Here is a 3,692-nt window from a genome sequence, read left to right on the forward strand (position 1 = left end):
TGATAAACGTCATTGATGCTATTTCTTTTTAGCTCACGATAGATCGTACTAGGATGTCTTTTAATGAGTTCAGCAAATTTTATGGCTGAAAAGCCTTCTTTTCTTGACTCAAGCATTAATGCAGTACGATCTTCAAAGTTAAGATGATGGTATGACAATTTTATATACTCCATAAACCCTTTAAATTAATTAGGTGGTTTATGTCGCACTTCAAGTTTTACTCTGCCGTGCTAAAACTTGGGTTCATTTTGATATAACTCGCTATGGAAAAGAATATTTATCAAAAGAGCTATTTGCAAATACTGTTGAAAATCTAAATGGTGACTATTTGGCGAACATTGTAAAGAAAAATAATTTGATAAACTTATTATCTTGTAGTGGGAATATTTCTATTCCGAGTAATGTTGTCCAACCTAAGCAAGAGAAAAATAAACTTTTTAATGAGGAAGATGCACGTAATGCATTAAAAGTTATTCATGAGAAATATGGTAAAGATATAGCAATAATTGTTGAAAAAATGTATAGGGTGGAAACTAGGCACTTTAAGTCAGAACAATATCAACATTGTGGTACTCCTGGCATGGAAAAAAATGGTTCAGCACCATATTATGGATGGGATTCTTCATTGTTTACAGATAAACCGATAGGAACATGGTCTGCTTATGAAAATGCGGGGCTAAGTGGCTCAGGAGGAAATGCACAAGTAACAACAAGTAAAAAAGTTTTTGTTTGTGTATCCTCAGTTTTGGTTGGTATGACATATGTAGCAAAATATATTAAAAAGTATAATGGAAATTATGCTCGATGGTTTGCGCTAGAAGATGGTAAACAAGCAGTTTATCGGAATGCATTAAGCAAAGTGAAAGCAAGAATCGTAACTGAACTTTAAAGAGGTTTTATAATGAAATTTGTATTTTTTTTATTTACATTATTTCTGATTTCGGGATGCAATGCAGAAAGTTCTAAAATCGCTTATGATCAAAAAAAGCAATGTAAGAATGATCTGATGTTAATAGCATCTAAGAATTTTGATTTTAATGGTATTAATAAGGATGATATAATCTTTGATTTTTCGGAAAAAGATTTTATAAAAATTTTTGTTAAAAGTAAAAGTGGAGTTAATAATGGTGCGACTTTTGGTTGGATAAGAATTGATAGGAAGGATAATAAGTTATATGACATTACATATGATGAAGAAAATAATATTCCAATGAATCTTTTTGATAGAAAAGATTATATAAGAAAATGTCTTTAATTAATTAAATTTTTGTGAGTATATTTGTGTCTAAGAAAATAATTTTATTAATAATTGTATGTTTTAATATTAGTGCTGCTTATGCAGCTAATAATATAGCTGATAAATGCTATATAAAAAATGAGATCGTATCAAATGAGTTAAATAAAGTTAGTGCAGTTCAGTTACCTTTTTCATCAAAAAGTAAGGTGAAAAATATAAATAGTAAAGCTATTTCTAGTTTTTCTAGTAATTTTTTTGAATATATTGATAGAAAAGGTGGTGATGTAACAGAATCAGGTATAATTATAAAATTACCAAATATTTGCGATAAAGTCGTATTTATTAGTTATTTTGTAGATGAGGGGGAGAATATTAATTATGCTTTAAATGTATTTAAGAATGGTGCAGGGAAGTCTGTCAATTTTGGAACTGGTTCAGAGTTTTGGATTGATGAAAAATATAATATAAAAGTAAAGTATTATCATGGAAAAAATATTTTTTATAAATACTTTAAAGTAAGTGAGAAGGGTGAGATATTAGAGTCAAAAAAACCATTCTAAAATAAATATAGCAATTAATTATACAGCAGATAATAATCTTAAAGAGATGAAACTAGTATGTTCAGTTGACTGATGTAAATTTTAAATTTAAAACCTAATATTTTTTGTAGACTGAGAAAACTGCATGTTTAAATTTTTTTTAATTGGTATGTTAGCTTGGACTAATGCTGCTAATGCTGAGTTTAATATAGAAAATAATCAAGATCAGCCAGTAAATATCAAATTAGGGTATCGGAGTGTTTTAAATTCTTCCTTCATATATACTGATGTCAGCAAAAATGTAGATTTGAAAAAAAATATCGTTATTGTTCCATATGGCGAAGTTACAGTTTTACTAAATCCAGTTTTGAATAATAATAATGAGATAAAAGGAAAGGATTATTACTTTATAAGCTATCAACCTAAAATTCTATTAGGGGAAAGTCAGTATAAGCTTCCTTTTGTTATTTCAGATGTTGGAGCAATTGGCACTAGTATTATTTATAATGATAATAATATTTCTATTTTTTCAATTGAAAGTTATACAAATCCTGGGTCCAATAATGATTCAAAAAAATTTAAAAGTGATATATATGTATTTAATAAAAAAAATTTAGGAATATACAATCCATTATTTTTATCAATAAATGTTAAATTAAGAAGTTTAAATGATGCTTCAATGAAATTTACAAAATTATCATCCATAAAGTATAATAAAAATGATAAGTCCTATCAAGTGGTATATGATTTTCAGAAAGTAACTGAAGATTTTACTTCAACTGGAAAAGTTAATTATGAGAATTTCCCAATTCAATATTCTTTTTCCTTGGTTCCGGATAAAAATAAACCTTTTTTAATTAAAGATATTATTGAAAAGAGAAAGGGTGATAAAAATATTGTTTCGAAAATTGAAAATAATGATATGTATTCATATTTTTTAAAATAGAAATATTTTAATATAAATATATTCTTATAAGCAGTAATAAATTAATATAATTTTTGCTGCTTATAAATAATTGGTAATATTGAAAATATTTTCTTATTAATAAAAGTTAATACCGAATAACTAAATATCTCAAATTTATAGTTTTTACCACTTTCATGATTGGATCTACTGAGACTTCATATGCTGACTTTGGTTTTATTCAAGATAAAGATGGGTATGTGAATGTAAGGGAAAATTCAAGTTTAAATTCTAAAGTTACGTCCAAATTAAATAGTAATGAAATTGTTTCTTGTGTGATGGATGAAGGGACAAATAATTTTTGTTTAGTTAATGCAAGTAATGGTGTAACAGGATTTATCTATAAAAATAGAATAAATAATTTTAGTGGTTACACTTCTATTAAGCTATCTCAATATTCTAGAGAGAAAGCTGTTTATAGTGATAAAAATATAATAGTAGAAGTGTATGCAAAAAAAGCTATTTTAGATCCTAAACTTTATAAAACTTTTAAAGGTGAATATAAGTATTTTAATAATAAACAATTCTTTGGTACTGATGGTAGTTTACCTAATAATGATTTTTTACAACTTGATAAAATCATAATTAAGGATAAAGATAAGAAAATAGAAATTGGTAAAAATGATATAGAGCAATACTTTTTTCCTAAAAATGGTATAGATGGTGACAAGAACGAGCTTGCTGATTTTAAAATATATTATTTAAATAATAATATTTATATTTTAAATACTTTTAATAATGCTGGTGCAGCAGCTTACAATATTGTTTTAAATATAAAAAATGGAAAAGTAATTGCCAATAAAGCTTGGCAGAGTAAAACTTGAAGTGCGACATAAACCACCTAATTAATTTAAAGGGTTTATGGAGTATATAAAATTGTCATACCATCATCTTAACTTTGAAGATCGTACTGCATTAATGCTTGAGTCAAGAAAAGAAGGCTTTACAGCCA

At 26.3% G+C, this 3,692-nt stretch carries 6 protein-coding genes; 5 read left to right on the plus strand and 1 reads right to left on the minus strand.

The window, feature by feature from the left end; all coding sequences use genetic code 11:
• Positions 1-116, minus strand: a 116-nt coding sequence (locus tag J671_RS25680; RefSeq protein WP_265597020.1) for a helix-turn-helix domain-containing protein, incomplete at its 3' end; no start/stop codon positions are given.
• A 77-nt stretch (positions 117-193) separates the two neighbouring features.
• Here J671_RS25680 and J671_RS24215 point away from each other — a divergent pair.
• The 5 genes from J671_RS24215 to J671_RS24235 all read left to right on the plus strand — a co-directional run bounded on the left by J671_RS24215 (position 194) and on the right by J671_RS24235 (position 3,564).
• Entirely contained in the window at positions 194-889 is a 696-nt protein-coding gene (locus J671_RS24215; RefSeq protein WP_031983748.1) for a hypothetical protein, read from the plus strand.
• Between the two features lie 12 nt (positions 890-901).
• Entirely contained in the window at positions 902-1,255 is a 354-nt protein-coding gene (locus J671_RS24220; protein ID WP_031983749.1) for a hypothetical protein, read from the plus strand.
• Positions 1,256-1,281: 26 nt separating this feature from the next.
• Positions 1,282-1,797 (plus strand): hypothetical protein, encoded by a 516-nt coding sequence (locus J671_RS24225; RefSeq protein WP_031983750.1) that lies wholly within the window; start codon positions 1,282-1,284, stop codon positions 1,795-1,797.
• Positions 1,798-1,921: 124 nt separating this feature from the next.
• Positions 1,922-2,722: a hypothetical protein gene (locus J671_RS24230; RefSeq protein WP_031983751.1), complete on the plus strand. Its 801-nt coding sequence runs from the start codon at positions 1,922-1,924 to the stop codon at positions 2,720-2,722.
• A 116-nt stretch (positions 2,723-2,838) separates the two neighbouring features.
• Positions 2,839-3,564: an SH3 domain-containing protein gene (locus tag J671_RS24235; protein WP_031983752.1), complete on the plus strand. Its 726-nt coding sequence runs from the start codon at positions 2,839-2,841 to the stop codon at positions 3,562-3,564.
• Positions 3,565-3,692 lie beyond the last annotated feature (128 nt).

It is taken from the genome of Acinetobacter sp. 1130196, assembly GCF_000588095.1.
In the GTDB taxonomy this organism is placed as follows: Bacteria; Pseudomonadota; Gammaproteobacteria; order Pseudomonadales; family Moraxellaceae; genus Acinetobacter; species Acinetobacter nosocomialis.